Source organism: Vibrio sp. 1CM24A (assembly GCF_023161725.1).
GTDB classification, from domain to species: Bacteria; Pseudomonadota; Gammaproteobacteria; order Enterobacterales; family Vibrionaceae; genus Vibrio; species Vibrio coralliirubri.
On record NZ_JALNTS010000007.1, the window covers coordinates 60,550 to 83,105 of the forward strand.

The 22,556-nt window shown below is 44.8% G+C and carries 19 protein-coding genes and 6 tRNA genes; 20 read left to right on the forward strand and 5 right to left on the reverse strand.

Translation table 11 applies throughout. The features are described from left to right. Positions 1 to 33 precede the first annotated feature (33 nt). The 9 genes from eno to rpoS all read left to right on the forward strand — a co-directional run bounded on the left by eno (position 34) and on the right by rpoS (position 8,066). A complete protein-coding gene (eno, locus tag MSG38_RS16155) occupies positions 34 to 1,332 on the forward strand; it encodes a phosphopyruvate hydratase (protein WP_017059033.1) in 1,299 nt (432 codons plus the stop codon). Between the two features lie 720 nt (positions 1,333 to 2,052). Further along, positions 2,053 to 2,334 carry a cell division protein FtsB gene (ftsB, locus tag MSG38_RS16160; protein ID WP_010435786.1) on the forward strand — a complete coding sequence of 94 codons (282 nt, stop codon included), beginning with the start codon at positions 2,053 to 2,055 and terminating at the stop codon, positions 2,332 to 2,334. Beyond that, complete coding sequence (gene ispD / locus MSG38_RS16165; protein ID WP_019826314.1) at positions 2,334 to 3,035, forward strand: 2-C-methyl-D-erythritol 4-phosphate cytidylyltransferase; 702 nt, start codon at positions 2,334 to 2,336, stop codon at positions 3,033 to 3,035. The genes ftsB and ispD overlap by 1 nt, the downstream gene beginning before the upstream one ends. Before the next feature lie 2 nt (positions 3,036 to 3,037). Beyond that, entirely contained in the window at positions 3,038 to 3,517 is a 480-nt protein-coding gene (gene ispF, locus MSG38_RS16170) for a 2-C-methyl-D-erythritol 2,4-cyclodiphosphate synthase (RefSeq protein ID WP_004739053.1), read from the forward strand. 22 nt (positions 3,518 to 3,539) lie between these two features. Beyond that, entirely contained in the window at positions 3,540 to 4,586 is a 1,047-nt protein-coding gene (gene truD / locus MSG38_RS16175; protein WP_248339514.1) for a tRNA pseudouridine(13) synthase TruD, read from the forward strand. An 81-nt stretch (positions 4,587 to 4,667) separates the two neighbouring features. After that, the gene (gene surE / locus MSG38_RS16180) at positions 4,668 to 5,411 is read left to right on the forward strand and encodes a 5'/3'-nucleotidase SurE (RefSeq protein ID WP_050644146.1); all 744 of its coding nucleotides are present in this window, start codon (positions 4,668 to 4,670) and stop codon (positions 5,409 to 5,411) included. Then, positions 5,412 to 6,038, forward strand: a complete 627-nt coding sequence (locus tag MSG38_RS16185; protein WP_017059029.1) for a protein-L-isoaspartate(D-aspartate) O-methyltransferase — start codon at positions 5,412 to 5,414, stop codon at positions 6,036 to 6,038. It begins immediately after the preceding gene. 34 nt (positions 6,039 to 6,072) lie between these two features. After that, entirely contained in the window at positions 6,073 to 6,987 is a 915-nt protein-coding gene (nlpD, locus tag MSG38_RS16190) for a murein hydrolase activator NlpD (protein ID WP_248402221.1), read from the forward strand. 98 nt (positions 6,988 to 7,085) lie between these two features. Further along, a complete protein-coding gene (gene rpoS / locus MSG38_RS16195) occupies positions 7,086 to 8,066 on the forward strand; it encodes an RNA polymerase sigma factor RpoS (protein WP_017059027.1) in 981 nt (326 codons plus the stop codon). Positions 8,067 to 8,205: 139 nt separating this feature from the next. Here rpoS and mutS read toward each other — a convergent pair whose 3' ends face one another. The 5 genes from mutS to cobA all read right to left on the reverse strand — a co-directional run bounded on the left by mutS (position 8,206) and on the right by cobA (position 14,598). After that, on the reverse strand, positions 8,206 to 10,767 hold the full coding sequence (gene mutS / locus MSG38_RS16200; RefSeq protein WP_048615637.1) for a DNA mismatch repair protein MutS: 2,562 nt from the start codon (positions 10,765 to 10,767) through the stop codon (positions 8,206 to 8,208). A 150-nt stretch (positions 10,768 to 10,917) separates the two neighbouring features. Then, positions 10,918 to 11,919, reverse strand: coding sequence for a sulfite reductase subunit C (asrC, locus tag MSG38_RS16205; RefSeq protein ID WP_048615636.1), 1,002 nt, complete (start codon positions 11,917 to 11,919; stop codon positions 10,918 to 10,920). Between the two features lie 10 nt (positions 11,920 to 11,929). Beyond that, complete coding sequence (gene asrB, locus MSG38_RS16210) at positions 11,930 to 12,730, reverse strand: anaerobic sulfite reductase subunit AsrB (RefSeq protein WP_050711943.1); 801 nt, start codon at positions 12,728 to 12,730, stop codon at positions 11,930 to 11,932. After that, positions 12,717 to 13,778, reverse strand: a complete 1,062-nt coding sequence (asrA, locus tag MSG38_RS16215) for an anaerobic sulfite reductase subunit AsrA (RefSeq protein WP_248402222.1) — start codon at positions 13,776 to 13,778, stop codon at positions 12,717 to 12,719. The genes asrB and asrA overlap by 14 nt, the downstream gene beginning before the upstream one ends. Further along, complete coding sequence (cobA, locus tag MSG38_RS16220; RefSeq protein ID WP_248402223.1) at positions 13,771 to 14,598, reverse strand: uroporphyrinogen-III C-methyltransferase; 828 nt, start codon at positions 14,596 to 14,598, stop codon at positions 13,771 to 13,773. The genes asrA and cobA overlap by 8 nt, the downstream gene beginning before the upstream one ends. 278 nt (positions 14,599 to 14,876) lie before the next feature. On the opposite strand from cobA, the gene MSG38_RS16225 reads away from it, so the two are divergent. The 11 genes from MSG38_RS16225 to MSG38_RS16275 all read left to right on the forward strand — a co-directional run bounded on the left by MSG38_RS16225 (position 14,877) and on the right by MSG38_RS16275 (position 22,421). Next, positions 14,877 to 15,389, forward strand: coding sequence for a CinA family protein (locus MSG38_RS16225; RefSeq protein ID WP_248385019.1), 513 nt, complete (start codon positions 14,877 to 14,879; stop codon positions 15,387 to 15,389). Between the two features lie 139 nt (positions 15,390 to 15,528). Beyond that, entirely contained in the window at positions 15,529 to 16,569 is a 1,041-nt protein-coding gene (gene recA, locus MSG38_RS16230) for a recombinase RecA (RefSeq protein WP_029225458.1), read from the forward strand. A gap of 332 nt (positions 16,570 to 16,901) precedes the next feature. Continuing rightward, positions 16,902 to 19,484, forward strand: coding sequence for an alanine--tRNA ligase (gene alaS, locus MSG38_RS16235; protein ID WP_248402224.1), 2,583 nt, complete (start codon positions 16,902 to 16,904; stop codon positions 19,482 to 19,484). A gap of 220 nt (positions 19,485 to 19,704) precedes the next feature. Further along, positions 19,705 to 20,886: an aspartate kinase gene (locus tag MSG38_RS16240; RefSeq protein ID WP_081090215.1), complete on the forward strand. Its 1,182-nt coding sequence runs from the start codon at positions 19,705 to 19,707 to the stop codon at positions 20,884 to 20,886. A gap of 92 nt (positions 20,887 to 20,978) precedes the next feature. Continuing rightward, a complete protein-coding gene (gene csrA / locus MSG38_RS16245; protein WP_004415691.1) occupies positions 20,979 to 21,176 on the forward strand; it encodes a carbon storage regulator CsrA in 198 nt (65 codons plus the stop codon). A 474-nt stretch (positions 21,177 to 21,650) separates the two neighbouring features. Beyond that, positions 21,651 to 21,743 (forward strand) — tRNA-Ser (locus tag MSG38_RS16250). Positions 21,744 to 21,786: 43 nt separating this feature from the next. Beyond that, positions 21,787 to 21,863 (forward strand) — tRNA-Arg (locus MSG38_RS16255). Positions 21,864 to 21,907: 44 nt separating this feature from the next. Further along, positions 21,908 to 22,000, forward strand: a tRNA-Ser gene (locus MSG38_RS16260). Positions 22,001 to 22,043: 43 nt separating this feature from the next. Continuing rightward, positions 22,044 to 22,120: transfer RNA gene (locus MSG38_RS16265), tRNA-Arg, on the forward strand. A 67-nt stretch (positions 22,121 to 22,187) separates the two neighbouring features. Continuing rightward, positions 22,188 to 22,264 (forward strand) — tRNA-Arg (locus MSG38_RS16270). 80 nt (positions 22,265 to 22,344) lie between these two features. Further along, positions 22,345 to 22,421 (forward strand) — tRNA-Arg (locus MSG38_RS16275). Positions 22,422 to 22,556 lie beyond the last annotated feature (135 nt).

Here is a 22,556-nt window from a genome sequence, read left to right on the forward strand (position 1 = left end):
ACATTTATATATTCAACGAGAAGGAAACATTCAATGTCTAAGATCGTTAAAGTTCTAGGTCGTGAAATCATCGATTCACGTGGTAACCCAACTGTAGAAGCTGAAGTACACCTAGAAGGCGGTTTCGTAGGTATGGCTGCTGCTCCATCTGGCGCATCTACTGGTTCTCGCGAAGCTCTTGAGCTACGTGACGGCGACAAATCACGTTTCCTAGGTAAAGGTGTTCTTAAAGCTATTGAAGCTGTAAACGGCCCAATCGCTGAAGCTCTAGTTGGTACTGACGCTAAAGCACAAGCTGACGTTGACCAAATTATGCTTGACCTAGACGGTACTGATAACAAGTCTAAGTTCGGCGCGAACGCTATCCTAGCTGTATCTCTAGCTAACGCAAAAGCTGCTGCTGCTGCGAAAGGCATGCCTCTATACGAGCACATCGCTGAGCTAAACGGTACTGCTGGTCAGTTCTCTATGCCTCTACCAATGATGAACATCATCAACGGTGGTGAGCACGCAGATAACAACGTTGACATCCAAGAGTTCATGATCCAACCAGTTGGCGCTAAAACTCTTAAAGAAGGTCTACGTATCGGCGCTGAAGTATTCCACAACCTAGCTAAAGTTCTTAAGTCTAAAGGCTACAGCACTGCAGTTGGTGATGAAGGTGGTTTCGCTCCTAACCTTAAGTCTAACGCTGAAGCTCTAGAAGTTATCGCAGAAGCTGTTGCAGCTGCTGGTTACGAACTAGGTAAAGACGTTACTCTTGCTATGGACTGTGCAGCATCTGAGTTCTTCGACAAAGAAGCTGGCATCTACAACATGAAGGGCGAAGGTAAAACTTTCACTTCTGAAGAGTTCAACCACTACCTAGCTGAGCTAGCGAACAACTTCCCAATCGTTTCTATCGAAGACGGTCTTGACGAGTCAGATTGGGATGGTTTCAAGCACCAAACTGAACTTCTAGGCGACAAGCTTCAAATCGTTGGTGACGATCTGTTCGTTACAAACACTAAGATTCTTGCTGAAGGTATCGAGAAAGGCGTAGCTAACTCTATCCTTATCAAGTTCAACCAAATCGGTTCTCTAACAGAGACTCTAGCTGCTATCAAGATGGCTAAAGACGCTGGCTACACTGCAGTAATCTCTCACCGTTCTGGCGAAACTGAAGATGCAACTATCGCTGATCTAGCGGTAGGTACAGCTGCAGGTCAAATCAAAACTGGTTCTATGAGCCGTTCTGACCGTGTTGCTAAGTACAACCAACTTATCCGTATCGAAGAAGCTCTAGGTTCTAAAGCTCCTTACAACGGTCTTAAAGAAGTTAAAGGTCAATAATTCACTCTGAATTATTAGCTTAAAGCTTTTGAAAACGCTCTACTTCGGTAGGGCGTTTTTTTGCTTGTAGGAAAGTGAGATCTAATTTCTAAAGCTCCTCCTTTTTACAACGAAAGTGGTCTTAAAGAAGTTAAAGGTCAATAATTCCTAGCGAATTGTTAATCTAAGCTTTTTAAATACCTCGCTTATGCGGGGCATTTTTTTGCCTAAAATTCGTCATTCCCTAGACTGACGAAGGAAGGAATAGGGAATCTCTTATTTACCTTTGACGCCATAGATTCCCAACTCAGTCGTTCCTCCTTCTTGGGAATGACGAGAGTATGTGGTTTAGGGAAGGTACTATCTCTTTGAGTTTTTTGCCTGCAGTGATTTGTATTACCCGTCATTCTCAATACTGACGAAGGAAGGTATAGGGAATCTCTGATTTACCTTTGACGCGATATATTCCCAACTCAGTCGTTCCTCTTTCTTGGGAATGACGAGAGCATGTGGCTTAGGTAAGGTGCGTTCTCTTTGAGTTTTTTGTCTGCAGTGATTTGTATTACCCGTCATTCTCGAGACCGATGGAGGAGGGAGTCGGGAATCTCATTGTGGATTTCGAATAACAATAATTCCCCGACTTATTGATTCCCTGACACCACATATCTCGCACCAATAAGCTCATTATGGTATATATGTGCCTTATTCTAGTTCCTTCTTTTTCAACCGGCGAAAGGTGTTATGCGAATTTTTGCTTTAGTACTGCTCATAGTGTTTGGCTGGCTACAACACACACTGTGGCTCGGTAAAAATGGTATCTCTGATTACTACGGTGTGAACAACGAAATCCAAGTTCAACAGCAAGTAAATGAAAAGCTGCATATTCGAAATGCAGAAATGTTTGCTGAAATTGACGATCTACGCCAAGGCTTAGACGCGATAGAAGAGCGCGCACGTCATGAACTTGGAATGGTCAAAGAAGGTGAAACGTTTTATCGCATCATTGGTGAGGAATCCCATTAATGTCGACTCAACTTCAAAGCGTGATTGCCGTTGTACCTGCGGCGGGCGTCGGTAGCCGAATGAAGGCAGACCGCCCTAAGCAATATCTCAAGATTCACGGCAAAACAATTTTAGAGCACACCATTGAGAAATTACTGTCTCACCCACAAGTCGCTCAAATTGTCGTTGCGATCAGCGATGATGACCCATACTACCCTGATCTAGCACTCAACCTGAACCCGCAAGTGATCAGAGTGTCAGGCGGAAGCGAGCGAGCGGACTCTGTACTCTCTGCGCTAAACTATATCGCTGAGCAGCAGCTTAGTGATTGGGTAATGGTTCACGATGCGGCAAGGCCGTGTGTTCAGCTAAGTGATATCGACAAGCTAATTTCCGGTGCAATGAGCCATGATGTGGGCGCTATTTTAGCGGCTCCAGTGCGTGACACGATGAAGCGCGGTGCCCAAGGGCAGATTGAGCATACCGTTGAGCGAGCTGATTTATGGCATGCACTTACGCCACAAATGTTCAGAGCAAAGCCTCTGTGGAAGGTATTAAGTGAGGCGTTGCAACAAGGCGCTTCAATTACTGATGAAGCCTCAGCCTTTGAATGGAAAGGTTTATCGCCCGCTTTAGTGGCAGGGCGTTCAGATAATTTTAAGATTACTCAGCCTGAAGATTTAGCGCTTGCTGAGTTCTATTTAAGTCAGAATAAGGAATAATGATGATTCGTATTGGCCATGGCTTTGATGTACATAAGTTTGGTGGTGAAGGCCCGGTAATTATTGGTGGTGTAAGCATCCCTTACGAGCAAGGTCTTATTGCACACTCAGACGGTGATGTTGCCCTTCATGCGTTGTGTGACGCTCTATTAGGTGCGATTGCTGCGGGTGATATTGGTCGTCATTTCCCTGATACCGATGACGAATGGAAAGGCGCGGATAGCCGTGAATTACTGAAAGATGTTTACCGTCGAGTAAAAGAACAAGGTTACGTGATTGGTAATGCCGATATTACTATCATGGCGCAAGCTCCAAAGATGGCACCTCATATAGACTCTATGTGCCAAGCTATTGCTCAAGACCTAGAAACCAGCATTAGCAATGTGAATGTAAAAGCGACGACTACTGAGCGTTTAGGCTTTACAGGTCGCAAAGAGGGCATCGCATGTGAAGCGGTGGTCCTAATTACTAAAAGTGCGTAAGCACCAACACGAAAAGAACAGCATGTCAGATATTTTATCTTCATTGGCTTATCTAAACGGTAAACCAACTGCGAAAGCAAAACTAAAAGCAAAAGCCGAACACTTTGTCGTTAATGAAGACTTGGGTTTTGAGTTTACTGGTGAAGGCGAGCACTTAATGGTTCGTATTCGTAAAACTGGTGAAAACACGAGCTTCGTAGCAAACGAGCTGGCTAAAGCTTGCGGTGTTAAGTCGAAAGACGTGAGCTGGGCAGGTTTAAAAGACCGTCACGCAGTAACTGAGCAGTGGTTGAGTGTGCACCTACCAAAAGGTGAGCCTGACTTTTCAGCTTTCTTAGCACAGTACCCAAGCATTGAGATCTTGGCGACAGCACGACATAACAAAAAATTACGTCCGGGTGATTTAGTTGGCAACCAATTCGAGCTGACTTTGTCTGAAGTAACAGACTGTGATGATGTCGTAAAACGTTTGGAAAAAGTCGCTCAAGTCGGCGTGCCTAATTACTTCGGTGCTCAGCGTTTTGGTAATGAAGGTAACAACTTATCTGAAGCTCGTCGTTGGGGCCGTGATAACGTTCGTACTCGTAACCAGAATAAGCGCAGCTTGTACCTTTCTGCGGCTCGCTCGTGGATTTACAACCTGATCCTGTCAGACCGTATTGAGCAAGATGCGTTTGCATCGGCATTGGTTGGCGATATTGTCATGAAAGAAGGCGCTCAACTAACGGTAACAGCGGACAATATCGAAGCAGTAAACCAAGACGTCGCGAATGGATCTGCATGGGTTACTGTTGCTTTGGCTGGCGATAATGCTTTGCCAACGACTGATGAGTCTCAAGCGTTAGAGCAAAAACATCTTGATTCTGAACCTGACCTAATGGCGCTGATTCGCGGTAACCGCATGCGCCATGACCGTCGTGAAGCATCGTTAAAACCAACCGATCTAACTTGGGAGGTGAACGAAGATAATGTCACTCTTAAGTTCTCTCTGGACGCAGGTTGTTTCGCAACCGCTATCGTTCGTGAGTTGGTTGAAGAAGTACACGTAGAAAGAACCTACGAGCAATAACGATTCTGCTTGGAGCTGGGTCACTTGATATTGGAATTTAAGTGACTTGGCTTAGCATGGGAACAAAAGAAAGGATACAAGATGAAGATTTTACTCAGCAATGATGATGGTGTGCACGCTCAAGGTATTCATGAGCTGGCAAATGAGCTACGTGATCTTGCTGAAGTTATCATTGTTGCCCCTGACCGTAATCGCTCGGGTGCGTCAAATTCATTAACTTTAGAACAGCCTCTGCGTGTTCAAGAGATTGCTGAAAATACCTATTCGGTACAAGGAACACCGACCGATTGTGTGCATTTTGCGTTAAACGAACTGCTAAAGAATGACATGCCAGATCTGGTATTAACGGGTATTAATCACGGTGCTAACCTTGGTGACGACGTGCTTTATTCAGGCACGGTGGCAGCAGCAATGGAAGGGCACTTTCTAGGCGTTCAATCGGTAGCGTTTTCTCTGGTGGGAAAAAAACATTTTAAGACAGCGGCAGCGATTGCTCGTCGTATTGTCGAACAACATTTAGCAAACCCAATCCCGACCAACCGCTTGTTGAACGTGAACGTTCCTGATTTAGCCTTAGAACAACTGTCCGGTACTCAGGTGACACGCCTAGGCGCTCGTCATCACGCTGAAGATATGATCAAGCAAAAAGACCCGCGTGGTCACGATATCTATTGGCTTGGTCCTCCGGGCAAAGAGCAAGATGCCGGTGAAGGTACCGATTTTTACGCGATTGAGCATGGCTTTGTGTCGGTAACACCATTACAAGTTGATCTAACGGCGCATGAGTCGCTGGGTGCGATGGCAACATGGTTAGGGGAGAAGTAAGTGAGTAATCCGCAAGCTGAGCGTTTAATTACTTTTCTGATTGAAAATGGTATTCAGGATCAAAAGGTTCTTGATGCGATCTACCAACTGCCGAGAGAGAGCTTTTTATCGCAGGCGATGTATCACCAAGCCTATGATAATAATGCGCTGCCTATCGGTCAGGGTCAGACAATCTCCCAGCCATACATTGTTGCTAAAATGACAGAGCTGCTTGAATTACAACAAGATAGCCGTGTTTTGGAGATCGGAACCGGTTCTGGTTACCAAACTGCGGTATTGGCTCAACTTGTTGATCATGTGTATTCGGTTGAAAGAATAAAGTCGCTACAATGGGATGCGAAACGTAGGTTGAAGCAACTCGATTTCTACAATATCTCAACTAAGCATGGTGATGGTTGGCAAGGTTGGTCTTCAAAAGCCCCTTTTGATGCGATTATTGTCACCGCCGCTGCAGAGTCGATTCCTCAAGCGCTTCTGCAACAGCTGAAAGATGGCGGTCGTTTACTGATTCCAGTCGGTGATGACGAACAGCAACTATTGAAGATCGTTCGACACGGCGATGAGTTTTTATCGAGTGTTATCGAGATGGTGAGATTTGTACCTCTTGTTCCTGGTGAGCTAGCTTAATAAAAGACTAATGGTGTAGGTGGATAGAGAGTCGATGCGTTCGAAGTTGTTAAAAGGAAGTACTTTACTGCTTAGCTGTGCCCTTGTTGGGTGTGCAGCGAATTCGCCTGCGCCCGTTTCAAGCCTAAACAAGAATTACTCATCGATAGATCGTGGTAGTTATCGTGGCAGTTACTATGAAGTTAAAAAAGGCGACACCCTTTACTTCATCGCCTATGTCACCAATAAAGACGTTAAAGATCTTATCGGTTATAACAAGTTGTCTGCTCCTTACACTATCCACCCGGGGCAGAAGCTTAAGTTGTGGCGTCCTAGCTACAACGCGCCAGCGTATGGCAAGTCAACGGTAGCGGCAGCAGCAGTTGCTGCGCCTGTCGCTGCATCCACAACGTCATCTGCGGCAAGTAAACCGAAAACTACACCACAAAAGAGCAAAAACTCTAAACCGGCTCCAGCTCAAACTACCACCAAAGTGGTGAAAAAAGATCCACCAAAGAAGGTTGAACAATCCAAATCAAAGGAGTATGTTGGTTCTAAAGGTAAACAGAATGTTACACCGTCCACCAAACCAACAAGTAATAAAGTATCCAAATGGTTATGGCCAACTAAAGGGAGAGTAATCAAGAATTTCTCTGTAGGCGAACAAGGAAATAAAGGCATAGACATAGCAGGACAGCGAGGTCAGCCAATAGTATCTACTGCAGGGGGAACGGTTGTTTATTCGGGTAATGCACTACGAGGCTACGGCAATCTAGTGATTGTAAAGCACAATGATAATTACTTAAGTGCATACGCGCATAACGACCGACTATTAGTATCTGAAGGGCAAAGTGTGAAACCAGGGCAGAAGATTGCAACAATGGGAAGCTCTGGAGCCAGCAGTGTTAGGCTGCACTTTGAGATTCGTTACCAAGGTAAATCCGTTAATCCAAAACGATATTTGCCTTAAATACAATATGCAAAAATTACGTATTGTATGGAGTGACATAGTCATTTAGCGACATATGAAGTTGTAATGTCATGCTAATTTCGCCAGGGGGAGGCGTTATGAGTATAAGCAATGCAGTAACCAAAGAAGAGTTCGATCTTGACCAAGCAACCACGGAACCGGAAGCTCTTGGAAAAGCAAAACGAACAGTCACGAAGAAAACCGAAGCAAAAGAAGAAGTTGAAGTTACGTCTAAAAGTTTAGATGCCACTCAACTCTACTTAGGCGAAATCGGTTTCTCACCACTACTAACCGCTGAAGAAGAAGTGCTATACGCACGTCGAGCTCTACGCGGTGATGAAGCAGCACGTAAACGCATGATCGAAAGTAACCTGCGTTTGGTGGTAAAAATTTCACGTCGTTATAGCAACCGCGGCCTTGCACTTCTCGATCTAATTGAAGAAGGCAACCTAGGTTTAATTCGCGCCGTAGAGAAGTTTGATCCAGAGCGTGGCTTCCGCTTCTCAACTTACGCGACATGGTGGATTCGTCAAACCATTGAACGTGCGTTAATGAATCAGACTCGCACTATCCGTTTGCCAATCCATGTTGTGAAAGAGCTGAACATCTACCTACGTACTGCAAGAGAGCTATCACAAAAGCTTGACCATGAACCAACGGCAGAAGAAATTGCTTCTAAGCTAGATAAGCCCGTTGGTGATGTGAGTAAGATGCTTCGTCTAAACGAACGAGTGAGCTCTGTTGATACGCCAATTGGTGGTGACGGTGAGAAAGCGCTGTTGGATATTATTCCAGACATCAACAATTCAGATCCTGAGGTTTCAACTCAAGATAGCGATATCAAGAACTCGTTGATTTTCTGGCTTGATGAGCTGAATCCTAAGCAGAAAGAGGTGCTTGCACGTCGATTTGGACTACTGGGTTATGAACCGTCAACATTAGAAGAAGTAGGCCGCGAAATCAGCCTGACTCGTGAACGTGTTCGTCAAATCCAAGTTGAAGGTCTTCGTCGTCTACGTGAGATTCTTATCAAGCAAGGTCTGAATATGGAAAACCTGTTCAACGTAGAAAACGACTAATTGAACAAGTGATGCTTCTCTAAATAGAAGATAAACAAAAACGCTGACTTTAAGTCAGCGTTTTTTTGTTTGTGGCGTTGGAATTTCATGCCGTCTAATCAAAATCACAAACGGCAATAACAAGCTATTTGGTAAGAAACTAAAGCAGCTTCTTCAAGCGGTAAAGTTCTTCTAATGCTTGGCGAGGAGTTAGATCATCAGGATCAACATTCGCTAGCGCTTGCTCGACTTCACTCGGCTCTGGGATCAGGCTCAGCTGGTTTGCGATATCGACACCGCTTGGCTTCGATGTTGGCGACTCCATACTTAACGCTTCTAGTTGAGTCAGCTTCGCACGAGCATTCTTGATCACCGCTTTCGGTACGCCAGCTAAACCTGCAACTGCTAGACCGTAAGATTTACTAGCTGCACCTTCTTGAACTGCGTGCATAAAGGCAATGCTGTCGCCGTGTTCTACCGCATCTAGGTGCACGTTAGCCAGTGTTGGAAGTTGGTTAGGCAGTTCAGTTAGCTCAAAGTAGTGCGTTGCAAACAGCGTCATCGCATTGATTTGATTGGCTAGCCACTCTGCACTTGCCCAAGCCAGAGACAGACCATCGTAAGTACTGGTGCCACGACCGATTTCATCCATTAGCACTAGGCTGTTTGGTGTTGCATTGTGTAGGATATTCGCCGTTTCTGTCATCTCAACCATGAAGGTTGAACGACCAGAAGCCAAATCATCGGATGCGCCAATACGCGTAAAGATACGGTCGATAGAGCCGATGGTTGCGCTTTCTGCAGGAACATAACAACCGATATGAGCCATCAATGCGATGAGTGCCGTTTGGCGCATGTAGGTCGATTTACCACCCATGTTGGGACCAGTGATGATCAGCATCTTACGTTGATCATTCAGGTCGATAGGGTTAGCAATGAAAGGTTCGTCCATCACTTGTTCAACAACAGGGTGACGACCGGCCTGAATTTGTACGCCAGCAGACTCAGTCATGGTTGGACGACAGTAATCAAGGGTATCTGCACGCTCAGCCAAGTTCTGTAGAACATCAAGCTGAGATACCGAAGAGGCGATGTTTTGTAGGCGCTCTAGATACGGCAGTAGCAAGTCAAACAACTCTTCCCAAAGCTGTTTCTCGATAGCGAGCGCTTTCGACTTAGAGTTAAGTACTTTGTCTTCGTGCTCTTTTAGCTCAGGAATGATGTAACGCTCAGCGTTTTTCAGCGTTTGACGGCGAACATAGTGTGGCGGCACAAGATGGCTTTGCCCACGGCTTACCTGAATGAAGAAACCGTGTACGTTGTTGTAGCCAACTTTAAGCGTGTCGATGCCATGACGTTCACGTTCTTCTTGCTCAAGCTTATCAAGAAATTCGGTTGCGCCAGCTGCAAGGTCGCGCCATTCGTCTAACTCGGCATTGTAGCCTTCTGCAATCACACCACCGTCACGGATAACCACCGGTGGGTTCTCTTTGATTGCACGCTCAAGCAGTTCAGAAACTTCGTCCACAGGAGAGGCATATTGAGCAAGTTGAGTCAGGTATGGGTGCTTCAGCTGCGTCAGTGTTTCAGCAAGCTCTGGCAAATATTCCATTGCTTGGCGAAGACGCGCCATATCGCGAGGGCGAGCAGAGCGAAGTGCTAATCGAGCGAGAATACGTTCGATATCACCAATCTGCTTTAAGGTTGGCTGTAGCTCTGTGAATAGAGCCAAATCTTTCATCTCACCAATCGCATCTAAGCGCTGATCGAGTGCCGAGATATTGCGCATTGGTTGATGTAACCAGCGCTTAAGCATACGGCTACCCATTGCTGTCGCAGTGTGATCAAGTACTTCGGCAAGGGTGTTATCAGTACCACCACCAAGATTTTGCGTGATCTCTAGATTGCGTCGAGTCGCAGCATCAAGGATCACCGAGTGATCTTGTTTATCCATCGTCAGTGAACGGATATGTGGAAGCGCAGTACGTTGGGTATCTTTCACGTATTGGATCAAACAACCAGCCGCACATAGACCCAGTTTCGCGCTTTCTACGCCAAAGCCAACCAGATCGCGAGTACCAAACTGCTTATTCAATTGCTGCTTAGCGGTGTCTAATTCAAATTCCCATACCGGGCGGCGGCGGTTTCCATTACGGCTTGCCATTAGATTGACTGGCTCGAAATCTTCAGGGAACAGTAGCTCACGCGGCGAGGTTCTCTGCAGTTCTGCGGCCATTGCTTCTTCGGTTTCTGGCTCGCAAAGTTGGAATCGACCGGAGGTAATATCCAGTGTCGCGTAACCAAACTTACCGTTGTGATGGTAGATGGCTGCAATCAGGTTATCAACGCGCTCAGAAAGCAATGCCTCATCGGTCACGGTACCGGGTGTAACGATACGTACAACAGCACGCTCAACAGGGCCTTTTGAAGTTGCTGGATTACCAATCTGTTCACAAATTGCTACGGATTCACCAAGTTGCACTAACTTTGCAAGGTACCCTTCAACGGCATGGTAAGGAACACCCGCCATAGGAATAGGCTCACCGTTTGATGAACCGCGTTTAGTCAGTGAAATATCGAGGAGTTGAGAAGCTTTTTTAGCATCATCGTAGAAAAGCTCGTAGAAATCGCCCATGCGGTAGAACAGCAGAATTTCTGGGTTTTCTGCTTTCAGTTTTAGGTACTGCTGCATCATGGGAGTATGTTTTTGATCGGCTTTCACAGTTAACTTCTTTCGTTTATTTCTATTGCGGCTTAGGATACGTGAAAGCGTTTCGTGCGAAAAGCAGCTCAAGCGAAAAGATGCAAAAGCCCTAACAAAAAAACACCTCGTGAGAGGTGTTTTTTTTTTGTGCTGTCTGATTTTATCGGCTTATTTTACATGTATGTTCGCCATATATTCATCTTCAGCCCAGTACATTCGTTGTGCTACTTTGGCTTCTGGATTCAATTCAACACCGTCTAATACGCGTTCTTTGAATCTTAGGTAGCCACCTTGGTCAATGAGGTGACCCATATGTAAATACTTAGGAATACCTTTCAGCATTTCTTTCTCAAACTCAAATAGGTTTTCAATAACCTGATGAATCACTTCTTCGGTTACCCAATTTAAGAATAATTTACCCACACGTGGGGTTTTCTTCGACGTACGTCCACCTAGCTTAACCATGTACAACTGTTTTGGATTACGTTGCCATGCCAAAGTTGGGCAGGCAAGAACACACTCACCGCAACCGATGCACTTGCTTTCTTCTTTGGTTGCTTTGCCATCGACAATAGATAGGCAGTTCACAGCATGGTGGGAGCAAGCGTCAACACAAGCACCACAACCAATACAACGCTCTGATGTGAAATCAATCTTTGCGATGCCTAATATACCGAAGTCTGCCATGTTGGCTTTAGCGCAATCATTAGGGCAGCCCGCAGCGACAATCTTCAAGTGATATTTGCTTGGGTATACGTGATGTTCTAAGCGCTGTGCTAGTCCTGTTGTATCTGTATTGGCTTTTTGACAAATTTGGCTGCCTTGGCAAGCAACAATATTTCGTCCACCAATTGATTGGTAACCTGCCTCAAGATCCTCCACTTCAATGCCACAAATATCTTGAGTAATGTCTTCAATAAATGGGCGCAGTGCTTTATTTACTTCTGGAATATCTTCGTAGCGGATACCTGGCATCGCTAATTTTTGGCGAGTTGTGAGGTGGATAACACCGTTACCCCATTTCTCGGCAATCTCTTGCGCAGTTGCAAGTAGGTGAGCGGGCATGATGCCACCAGGGATTCGAACACTGATCATGCATTCGCCACGAACTTTCGATAGACGATAGTCCGCATCAGCACGCATCTTGATAATATCTACATCTAAACTCATCGTCGTCTCCCTAATCAACCATTGACTGTGCTTCGTCGTATTGGAATACAGGCCCGTCAACACACACGTACTTTTCACCAATACGGCAGTGCCCACATTTACCTACCGCACAAGCCATTTTTCGCTCGTAATCTACCCAGATTTGTTCTTCTTTAAGACCAAGCTCTAGAAAAGCTTTTACAACGAATTTGATCATAATTGGAGGGCCAACAACAATCAGTTGCACGTCGTGAATATCTGATAAATCAAGCGTTTCGATGTATTTAGTCACAAGACCAGTTTGATAAAACTTGTTATTGGACTCTTCATCCAGCGTACAAATCAGGTTGATTGTGTCGTTCCAATGCTTCATTTCTTCTTTGTAAAGGACGGCTTGATCGTTTTTGTAACCGACAACCACGTCCATTGATTTTACTAACTGAGTCTCGTGACTGAAGTGGTTGATCAAACCTTTTACAGGCGCGACACCAGTACCACCAGCAATCACGATTAAGTGCTTACCGTGGTATTTTTCCATTGGGTAACCATTACCATGAACACCACGCATCCATACCATGTCACCAACATGTTTAGTAAATAGCTCATCGGTAACCTTACCGACTTTACGGATCAGTAGGTCGATATAGCCTTCACCAAAGTCTGAAATGGAGATAGGAGCCTCACCGAATAATGGTAATGAAACTTCAACAAATTGGCCGAATTTCACATCGAAGTCACACTCGACACGAAAGTTCCATTCGATCTCAGTATGCTTAGTGATGTCTAAGATCTTGTACGATTGAGGTAATAATTGATTTTTACACTGGCACATTTTCGGCCTCATTCTTCAAAGTTAATTCAATTTGATCAGACATTTTATTGATGATGTTGCTGAACGAAATGTAATGCGGACAGCTGTCATCACAGCGACCACAGCCAACACACATATGGTGCTCACCTTGGCGTGCTTTGAAGTCATTAACTTTGTGCAGAGCGCGGTAACGAAGTCGTTCGCCCGTCTTCTGTCTGAATTGGTGTCCACCAGCCATATCGGTAAAGTTCCCTGTCATGCAGCTCGCATGCTGACGACGGCGCTCACCCACTTTAGCTTCTTGGTTGTAAACCACATCAAATACGCTGTAGCAGCTACAGGTAGGGCATGATGTTGTACATCGTCCACAGCCAATGCAGCGGCTGTCGTATTCATTCCAAACCGGGTTGCCTGTTAGGATCTCGCGAACCTTAATTGGGTCACCACATATTTGGTCAGGTGTGCGTACTTTTACGTGGTTTTCTTGAACAAAACCTGTTTTATGATTTGATTCAATGCCGACTTCAGCTAAGTATTTAGCTAAGACTTCATCTTGAGTTACCACATCAGCACCGCCACCAGAATAGAAGCGAATAGAGGCTGAAAAGTTAGTGGTCGTATTGGCATTCATTGATACGCAGAAGCAATTTTCAAAGCTTGATTCGCACTCAATTAAAACTAATTTGAGCTTTTCGCGTAGACGTTTGTAGTAGAAATCTTCATTTCCACCATTTTTTAAGAACATGTGATCCAAGCTTTTTAGGGCATTGATATCACAAGCTCGCAAAAATAAAACAACAGGTCGAGGGTCGACTTTTGACTCTCTGAGTTCGTTTCCATCTAACCAAAATAGAGTTTCAGTGATAGGAAAAACCACTTCTTTTGGAGAGAAATGAGACTTTTCCTTCCAGACGATATCGCTAAAAGACTCTATTTCGTCGTAGATTAGGTTATCAGTATGAGCAAACCGGCCGCCCATGCGTTCGTACATCGGTGACATCACTCGGTAGGTTTCTTTCAAATCTGAAATGACACCTTGGAGTTCATCATTAGTTAAAAATTTAGACATGTTCTGCCTCTGGCATTTTTGTGAAAAATCTGCGTACGTAACCATCGAACGTTTCACGCTTGGTGAACCAATCAATGGTTTCTGAAAGTTTGACGACGTGGCCTACGACGATGACGGCAGGCATGGGTGGATTACAGATATCGACAGCATCGGGGAGTTCACTTAACGAGCACCGAATGACGCGTTGGTCATGTCGCGTACCGTTGCTGATAATGGCTGTCGGAGTCCCTTTTCTTAGCCCATGGTCGATGAGGTTCTTGGAAATGTTGCCCGCTTTGTGTAGACCCATATAAAACACAATGGTGTGATTTACATTCGCAAGACCTTTCCAGTTAATGTGGTCTGAATCATGTTGGTCGCGTGCAGTGACAATCGTGACGCCGTTAGATATGCCGCGATGAGTGACGGGGATTCCAGCGTAACTGCAACAACCAACTGCAGCTGTGATCCCGGGGACTATGTCAAATGCTATGCCTGCATAGTCGAGAAAAAGCGCTTCTTCGCCACCACGCCCAAATACGAATGGGTCTCCACCTTTAAGGCGGCAAACTGTCTTGCCAAGCTCTGCGTGTTTTAGGATCTTCTGGTTGATCTCAGATTGAAGTATGCACTTTGAATTGAAAACTTTGCCGACGTAGACCTTTTCAGTCTCTTCGGGGATAAAGGCAAGAATGTCAGCTGATATCAGATTGTCGTAAATAACTACATCGGCTGTTGAAATGATGCGTAATGCCTTAACCGTAAGAAGGTCAGGGTCACCGGTTCCAGCACCAACAATATACACATGCCCTTTTTGTTTAATACTTGGGGTTAGTTTCATTTCATTACTCAAATTGTGGTTATATGAGAATGGTAAATGACGGAAGTGTTCAGGAAAATTAAGTTCTAATTAACATGCGTTAATCATTATTGAATATTTAGAGATAAAAGATGTTGCGTGTGAATTAAGCAATAGCGACAACATTGAGTTGGAATTCGCGGAAGTTATGAGAGGCTGTTTGTTATCGAGTTTAGGTTTTGCTCTTTCGTTTACTGTGGTTGAGTAATACGATGTCGTAAATCAATTTTAATGATCATTTCCATCGTTAGTCGTTAAACATGAGAAGGAGTATCGTTGTGCAAATAGAAAAGACACTATGTGAGAAGTTAGGTGTATTACTAGTGAAACACAAACACGTGTTAGTGACGGCTGAATCTTGCACTGGCGGAGGTGTCGCGAGTGCAGTCACCGAGATTGCGGGCAGCTCTGGGTGGTTTGATCGCGCTTTTGTTACGTACAGCAATGAAGCCAAACAAGAGATGATAGGTGTACAACTTAAAACCTTAATTGAGTTCGGCGCTGTTAGTGAGCCTGTCGTAATAGAAATGGCGAGCGGGGCATTGCAATATTCAAACGGGACTATCTCTGTATCAATCAGTGGCATTGCTGGCCCAGGTGGCGCGACCGAAGATAAGCCTGTTGGTACGGTATGCTTCGCGTGGAAAGCGCTAAATGGTTGGGATAAAGTAGAAACGCATGTATTTACAGGCGACAGATCACAAGTACGCCAACAAGCCACGCACCATGCCCTGCAAGTTATTTATGATTACCTATCAATGGAAGGTAAGTAACATTTGTACAAATTATTTTCATACAGGTATAGACACTGTATGAATCAACAGTATAATGAAAGCCAATTAGTCACCCCTATGTGGGTTAGAAATAGATTCTAGATCGCTTGTTGAGACAACCGATTATGTGGAGATAGAAATGGACGAGAATAAACAAAAAGCGTTAGCCGCAGCCCTTGGTCAGATTGAAAAGCAATTTGGTAAAGGTTCTATCATGCGTCTTGGTGATAACCGCACAATGGACGTAGAAACTATTTCTACAGGTTCTCTATCTCTAGATATCGCACTAGGTGCTGGTGGCCTACCTATGGGACGTATCGTAGAAGTTTACGGTCCAGAATCATCAGGTAAAACAACGCTAACGCTTGAGCTTATTGCTGCAGCACAGAAAGTGGGCAAAACGTGTGCATTCGTTGATGCGGAGCACGCACTAGACCCTATCTACGCTCAAAAGCTTGGTGTTGATATCGATGCACTTCTTGTTTCTCAACCAGATACGGGTGAGCAAGCGCTTGAAATCTGTGATGCACTCGCTCGTTCAGGTGCAATCGACGTTCTTGTTATTGACTCAGTAGCAGCCCTAACACCAAAAGCAGAAATCGAAGGCGAAATGGGCGATAGCCACATGGGTCTTCAGGCTCGTATGCTTTCTCAAGCGATGCGTAAGCTGACGGGTAACCTTAAGCAGTCTAACTGTATGGCTATCTTCATTAACCAAATTCGTATGAAAATTGGTGTGATGTTCGGTAACCCTGAAACAACAACAGGTGGTAATGCACTTAAGTTCTACGCATCTGTTCGTCTTGATATTCGCCGTACTGGTGCGATTAAAGATGGTGATGAAGTTGTTGGTAACGAAACTCGTATCAAGGTCGTTAAGAACAAGATTGCTGCACCATTCAAACAAGCTGAAACTCAAATCCTTTACGGTAAAGGCTTCAACCGCGAAGGTGAGCTTATCGACTTAGGTGTTAAGAATAAGCTAGTAGAAAAAGCAGGCGCTTGGTACAGCTACAAAGGCGATAAGATCGGCCAAGGTAAAGCTAACGCTGGTAAATACCTACGTGAAAATCCAGAAGTTGCTCTAGAGATCGATACTAAACTTCGTGAGTTACTACTGACTCCTGCTGTTCTTGAAGAGAAAGACGCAGAGAAAGAAGAAGAAAACGAAGAGCTATAAGCTAACGTTTTATAGAGTGGATATTTGAAAGAATCATCCGCTTTGAAAGAACTTAAAGCCTCGCATATTTTATGCGGGGCTTTTTTATTGGAGCAGCTCCGTCGAGCATGTCTTTGGTCAACTCTCTTTCGTTGATTGAGTTTCTTCGGTACTAGGTCGTCAATTTAGTTCTGCTTTTCCACGGCTAGATATAGTGGAATATTCTTCATTTTATCGAATTCCCACTAAAATCCTGCCCAAGGGTGTCTTTTCTACAAGAAAACTAGTCGAAGCCTTAACCATGATCTACAATACGGCAAAATTCTAACTCGACTATTTTCAGGAAGAGCTGCATGTACATGAGCACTGATGAGGTTCGCAACGCGTTCCTTAAGTTCTTTGAGAGCAAAGAACACCAAATCGTAGACAGTTCATCGTTAGTTCCACATAACGATCCAACCTTGCTATTTACTAACGCAGGTATGAACCAATTCAAAGATTGCTTCTTAGGCGCCGAAAAACGTGCCTACACTCGAGCAACTACGGCTCAGCGTTGTGTACGTGCGGGTGGTAAACACAATGACCTTGAAAACGTAGGTTTCACGGCTCGTCACCACACGTTCTTTGAAATGCTAGGCAACTTCAGCTTTGGCGACTACTTCAAAGAAGAAGCGATTGGTTTTGCTTGGGAATTCCTGACAGAAACTCTTCAACTGCCAAAAGACCGTCTACTGGTAACAGTATACGAGACAGATGATGAAGCATTCGATATCTGGAACAAGAAAGTAGGTGTACCTGCTGACCGTATCGTTCGCATTGGCGACAAAGAAGGCGGTAAACAGTTCGAGTCTGATAACTTCTGGACGATGGGGGACACAGGTCCTTGTGGTCCATGTACTGAAATCTTCTACGATCACGGTGAGCACATCTGGGGCGGCCGTCCTGGCACACCTGAAGAAGATGGTGACCGTTTCATCGAGATCTGGAACAACGTATTCATGCAGTTCAACCGTCACGCTGACGGCACAATGGAACCGCTACCTAAGCCTGCTGTAGATACAGGTATGGGTATTGAGCGTATTTCTGCAATCATGCAGGGCGTTCACTCTAACTACGAAATTGATGTATTCCAAAAGCTAATCAAAGCGACAGCGGAAGTTGTGGGTCATGATGATCTATCTAACCAATCGCTACGCGTTATTGCTGACCACATCCGTTCTTGTTCATTCCTAATCGCTGACGGCGTTATGCCTTCAAACGAAGGGCGTGGCTACGTTCTACGTCGTATTATTCGTCGTGCAGTTCGTCACGGTAACAAGCTTGGCGCACAAGGCGTGTTCTTCCACAAACTTGTGGGTGTACTGGCTGAAGTGATGGGCTCTGCGGCAGATGAACTTAAGAAACAGCAAGAGCTTGTTGAAAAAGTACTTCGTATTGAAGAAGAGAACTTTGGTCGTACTCTAGAGCGCGGCATGGTTATTCTTAATGACGCACTAGATGCACTTGAAGGCAAAGAGCTTGACGGCGAAACAGTTTTCAAACTTTACGATACATACGGCTTCCCAGCTGACCTTACTAACGATGTAGCTCGTGAACGCGACTTTACTATCGATGAAGAAGGCTTTGAGAAGGCGATGGAAGCACAGCGTAAGCGTGCACGTGAAGCTGGCCAATTCGGCACGGATTACAACGCGACAATCAAAGTAGACACCAACACTGAGTTCTGTGGTTACACAGCAACTGAAGGTGCAGGTAAAATCTCTGCGCTATTTGTTGACGGCGAAGAAGTATCTTCACTATCGGCTGGCGACAAAGCAATCATCATCCTTGAAGAGACACCATTCTACGCTGAGTCAGGCGGTCAATGTGGTGATGCTGGTACACTAAAAACAGCGTCGGGTCTTTTCAAAGTACAAGATACTCAGAAGCTAGGTAACGCATTTGCTCACCACGGTGAGCTAGTTGAAGGTGTATTTGCTAAGGGCGATAAAGTAGAAGCAACGGTTGACGCTGAGCGTCGTGCTGCTATCTCACTAAACCACTCTGCAACGCACTTACTTCACTCTGCATTGCGCGAAGTGTTAGGTGAGCACGTTGCTCAGAAAGGTTCTTTAGTTAAGCCAGACAATCTACGTTTTGACTTCTCTAACCTTGAAGCGGTAACACCGGCACAGATTAAAGAAGTAGAGCGCTTGGTTAACACACAAGTTCGTAAGAACCACGTGATTGAAACCAACATCATGGACATCGAGTCAGCGAAAGAAAAAGGTGCAATGGCACTGTTTGGCGAGAAGTACGATGATGAAGTTCGCGTTCTATCTATGGGCGATTTCTCTACTGAACTTTGTGGTGGTATCCACGCAAGCAACACGGGTGATATCGGCCTATTCAAGATCACTTCTGAAGGTGGTATTGCTGCGGGTATTCGTCGTATTGAAGCGGTAACGGGTGAAGCTGCTCTAGATGCAGTAGAAGCTCAGGCTAACGCTTACGAAGAGAAACTTGCTGAATCAGCTAAGAAAGCGAAATCGCTAGAGAAAGAAATTCAACTGCTTAAAGAAAAGATGGCTGCTGCAGAAAGCGCAAACATCATGGGCAAAGTAGAAGACATTTCGGGTACTAAAGTTTTGGTTGCTGCAATTGAAGGCGCAGACAACAAGAACCTACGTACTATGGTTGATAACGCTAAAAACCAAGTAGGTAGCGGTATCATCCTGATCGCGAACGTAGCAGACGGTAAAGTTGGCTTGATTGCTGGTGTAACCAAAGACCTAATCGGCAAAGTAAAAGCGGGTGATCTCGTTAAGATGGTTGCTGAGCAAGTTGGCGGTAAAGGCGGCGGTCGTCCAGATATGGCTCAAGCGGGCGGTACAGACGTTGAAGCACTGCCAGAAGCGCTTAAATCGGTGCGTACTTGGCTAGAAGAACGTCTTTAAGCTTAAGTAATTGATACAAAGATGCCCAATCAGTTGATTGGGCATCTTTTATTTTGCTTATTGGAAGTGTGTTTAAACAAGGTTTGATTGAGATTAACCAAGAAGTCTAATGGTGGCGTTAGACTCCTTGGTTAATTTTTTATTGCTTCGCCCTGACGCGGAGTATGTGTTTTTTTGTCATATATAGACATTGGTCTTGGGAAGGTGAGGACGGGTGAAAATGCCTCTTATCGTGCAGAAATTTGGTGGAACGTCGGTGGGTTCAATTGAAAGAATCCATCATGTAGCAGAAAAAATCATTGAAGCGAAAAATGAAGGGAACCAGATTGTGGTTGTCGTTTCTGCTATGTCTGGTGAAACAAATCGGTTAGTTAACTTAGCCACACAAGTTGATAGCGTACCAAACGCTAGAGAACTGGATGTGTTGTTAACGGCTGGCGAGCAAGTTTCCATGGCCTTGTTAGCAATGACGTTACACAAGTTAGGTTATGAAGCGACATCGATGACTGGCTACCAAGCCAAGATACACACGGATTCTAATCATAATAATGCAGCGATTGAGCGTATTGATACTGCTCCGATTCAAGCTCTGCTAGATGACAACCAGATTGTCATTGTTGCAGGCTTTCAAGGATTCAATGCGAAAGGCGATATCACAACATTAGGTCGCGGTGGTTCAGATACTACAGCGGTAGCGCTTGCGGGTGCCTTACAGGCGAAAGAATGCCAGATCTATACTGATGTAGATGGTGTTTACTCTTGTGACCCTAGAGTCGTAAAGCAATCTCAGAAATTAGATACCTTAGACTTTCCTTCTATGGAAGAGATGGCCCGCCGAGGCGCTAAGGTATTGCACCTTCCTTGTGTTCAGTATGCATGGCAGCACAACGTGCCATTGCGAGTGCTTTCAAGCTTTGAACAAGGCGAGGGCACGTTGATCGCGGGTAATCAGTGTTTGAATGACATTGCTGGCATCGCCATCCAAAGAGATATGGTACGTATCGAGTGTTTGAATGAAGATTTACCGTCTTTCATTTCACATTGCCAACTGTTGGGTATCGAAGTCTGTAGTGTGATCGAGGAAACAGAACGGGCAGCACTCATTATTAAACAAGACATAAGTGCCAAATTAAAACTAGTTTTTGCTGAGAAAATCCGTAATAGTGAACAGGTTAGTTTGTTAACTGTGGTAGGAAGCCGAACACAAGAAATTGTGGTCAGTTCACATGGATTGTTGTCTGAAGGCGAAATTGATGTACAGCATCACTTATTGCAGCAGCAGTCTTTAACTTTGGTGATATCACCAACGCAAGTCGATATGGCTGCTAACATATTACACAATGCATACATCGTAGCGCGTGAAACACAGGGTTATCCTAAAAAAGAAGTGCATTTTGGTTAAATAAACTCAATCGATAGTTTACGAAAATATAACTTTTGTTGGATAATGCTCTCGTAGCTAGATAAATTTAGAGATTACTCAAGGAGCAAAGAATGCTAATTTTGACTCGCCGCGTTGGCGAAACACTGATGATTGGTGATGAAGTAACAGTTACTGTACTAGGCGTTAAAGGTAACCAAGTACGTATCGGTGTTAACGCACCTAAAGAAGTATCTGTTCACCGTGAAGAGATCTACATGCGCATTCAAGCTGAAAAAGGTAATGGTAACGTTGCATCTGGCAACTACTAATACTTTTGCGTAGAGAAGAGGCTAGCATTGTTGCTAGCCTTTTTTGATCTTGGGGAATAGAAACACTGATTGGGACATAGATAGGTTGGATAACGCTTCAGTCTCAAAGTGGTGAAGTGAATGCTTTGTGATGCAGCGAGATACAGACAAGGTTGAACAGAACGGTTGCTCTGTATTTTGTTTGGCAAAACTCAAGATTTATTAGCTTCCCCTATGGCGAAAATACGCATCCCGTAGTATTGTGCCATCAGCGGTAGCACTTGCTGCTGGAGAAATTAGATAATTGTTTTCGGCTGTTTATTATTGCCAATCTTTCACCTTAATTTTTAAGGGAAAAAGCGCGATTTGAATCTTATAAGTTCAATTTGCAAGCGCTTTGATTAAATAGCAAACGGTTGAGTGTTTTTGTCCAATTTTTTTCAATAAAGTGTTTGACATATTTTCGGTAAAACGTAATATGTGCCTCCGCAAGACGGTGAGGTGGCCGAGAGGCCGAAGGCGCTCCCCTGCTAAGGGAGTATGTGGTTTGTAGCTGCATCGAGGGTTCGAATCCCTCCCTCACCGCCATTTCTTGCGAGTCTAAAATTAGCAATTTAGACAATGTAAATGTGCGTCCTTAGCTCAGCTGGATAGAGTACCTGGCTACGAACCAGGCGGTCGGAGGTTCGAATCCTCCAGGACGCGCCATTCTCTCTTTTCTTACTTGTAAGTGATTTGAGAATAATGAATTAGGTGAGGTGGCCGAGTGGCCGAAGGCGCTCCCCTGCTAAGGGAGTATGTGGTTTGTAGCTGCATCGAGGGTTCGAATCCCTCCCTCACCGCCATTTCTTGCGAGTCTAAAATTAGCAATTTAGACAATGTAAATGTGCGTCCTTAGCTCAGCTGGATAGAGTACCTGGCTACGAACCAGGCGGTCGGAGGTTCGAATCCTCCAGGACGCGCCACTATTTAAGGGTTTATTTCTTTTAAGAATGAAAGTCCTTGTATTGACTAAGTTGATACTAAAACCGTGCGCTCTTAGCTCAGCTGGATAGAGTACCTGGCTACGAACCAGGCGGTCGGAGGTTCGAATCCTCCAGAGCGCGCCACTATTTAGGGTTTAGTTCTTATATGAATGTGAATCCTGATATTGATAAATCGTTCATCGAGAATTAATATCAAAAACCGTGCGTCCTTAGCTCAGCTGGATAGAGTACCTGGCTACGAACCAGGCGGTCGGAGGTTCGAATCCTCCAGGACGCGCCACTATTTAAGGGTTTATTTCTTTTAAGAATGAAAGTCCTTGTATTGACTAAGTTGATACTAAAACCGTGCGCTCTTAGCTCAGCTGGATAGAGTACCTGGCTACGAACCAGGCGGTCGGAGGTTCGAATCCTCCAG

Bases quoted from the DNA above. Each gene is read 5' to 3' on its own strand.
- asrB (WP_050711943.1), bottom strand. From the start codon at position 12,730: ATGTGCCAGTGTAAAAATCAATTATTACCTCAATCGTACAAGATCTTA.
- surE (WP_050644146.1), top strand. From the start codon at position 4,668: ATGAAGATTTTACTCAGCAATGATGATGGTGTGCACGCTCAAGGTATT.
- rpoS (WP_017059027.1), top strand. From the start codon at position 7,086: ATGAGTATAAGCAATGCAGTAACCAAAGAAGAGTTCGATCTTGACCAA.
- alaS (WP_248402224.1), top strand. From the start codon at position 16,902: ATGTACATGAGCACTGATGAGGTTCGCAACGCGTTCCTTAAGTTCTTT.
- MSG38_RS16225 (WP_248385019.1), top strand. From the start codon at position 14,877: ATGAGAAGGAGTATCGTTGTGCAAATAGAAAAGACACTATGTGAGAAG.
- MSG38_RS16240 (WP_081090215.1), top strand. From the start codon at position 19,705: ATGCCTCTTATCGTGCAGAAATTTGGTGGAACGTCGGTGGGTTCAATT.
- ispF (WP_004739053.1), top strand. From the start codon at position 3,038: ATGATTCGTATTGGCCATGGCTTTGATGTACATAAGTTTGGTGGTGAA.
- csrA (WP_004415691.1), top strand. From the start codon at position 20,979: ATGCTAATTTTGACTCGCCGCGTTGGCGAAACACTGATGATTGGTGAT.
- truD (WP_248339514.1), top strand. From the start codon at position 3,540: ATGTCAGATATTTTATCTTCATTGGCTTATCTAAACGGTAAACCAACT.
- cobA (WP_248402223.1), bottom strand. From the start codon at position 14,598: ATGAAACTAACCCCAAGTATTAAACAAAAAGGGCATGTGTATATTGTT.
- ispD (WP_019826314.1), top strand. From the start codon at position 2,334: ATGTCGACTCAACTTCAAAGCGTGATTGCCGTTGTACCTGCGGCGGGC.
- eno (WP_017059033.1), top strand. From the start codon at position 34: ATGTCTAAGATCGTTAAAGTTCTAGGTCGTGAAATCATCGATTCACGT.
- ftsB (WP_010435786.1), top strand. From the start codon at position 2,053: ATGCGAATTTTTGCTTTAGTACTGCTCATAGTGTTTGGCTGGCTACAA.
- nlpD (WP_248402221.1), top strand. From the start codon at position 6,073: ATGCGTTCGAAGTTGTTAAAAGGAAGTACTTTACTGCTTAGCTGTGCC.
- asrA (WP_248402222.1), bottom strand. From the start codon at position 13,778: ATGTCTAAATTTTTAACTAATGATGAACTCCAAGGTGTCATTTCAGAT.
- asrC (WP_048615636.1), bottom strand. From the start codon at position 11,919: ATGAGTTTAGATGTAGATATTATCAAGATGCGTGCTGATGCGGACTAT.
- recA (WP_029225458.1), top strand. From the start codon at position 15,529: ATGGACGAGAATAAACAAAAAGCGTTAGCCGCAGCCCTTGGTCAGATT.